The organism is Rhizobium sp. 01T444 (assembly GCF_056398305.1).
In genome coordinates this window covers 1-558 of the sequence record NZ_JBFTPD010000343.1, presented here as the reverse complement: position 1 = coordinate 558, position 558 = coordinate 1, and the positions used below count along the sequence as shown (strand labels likewise).

General features: G+C 64.9%; 2 pseudogenes. One reads left to right on the top strand and one right to left on the bottom strand.

The features are described from left to right. Window positions 1-227: pseudogene (locus AC1DTN_RS38830) on the top strand (hypothetical protein); the annotation flags it as partial. 22 nt (window positions 228-249) lie between these two features. On the opposite strand, the pseudogene AC1DTN_RS38825 reads toward AC1DTN_RS38830, so the two are convergent. Beyond that, a pseudogene (locus AC1DTN_RS38825) lies at window positions 250-558 on the bottom strand (amino acid ABC transporter substrate-binding protein); the annotation flags it as partial.

The following is a 558-nucleotide window of genomic DNA, read 5'->3' as shown; positions in this document are numbered from 1 at the left end:
GGCAGGCGCTCGCGCAGATGGTGAAGGACGGCTCCCTGGTGCAGCTCGACGTGACACCGGCCCTGCCGCCCGTCACCTACGTCGCCATGTACAAGGGCGAGCACCGGAGTTCGCTGCTGGCGTCGATCATCATGCTGGCGCAGGAATGCTGCGACTTCACCCGCATGTTCCAGGCGGCGAAGGACGACGACGCGCCCCGCGGGCGCCGTGCAAGGCCGGCAAGCTGAGAGGCGCTCGCCGGCATCGCACTCAGACGCCATTGTTGTTGGGGTTGCGGTAGATCTCCTTGACGGCATCGGTCATCGGAAAGTTCAGGTTCGCCTGGGTCGGCGGGATCGGCCGGGTGAACCACTTCGCGTAGATCTCGTTGATGGCGCCCGACTTCATCAGGTCGGTCACGGTCTTGTCGACGATCTCCTTGAAGGGCTCGTCGTCCTTGCGGTACATGATCCCGTAGGGCTCCTGGCGCAGCGATTCCTGGGTCAGGATCTTGAACTCGCCGGCCTTCGGCGAGGTGGCGATCAGGCCCGCGAGCTGCACGTCGTCGAGGATATAGGC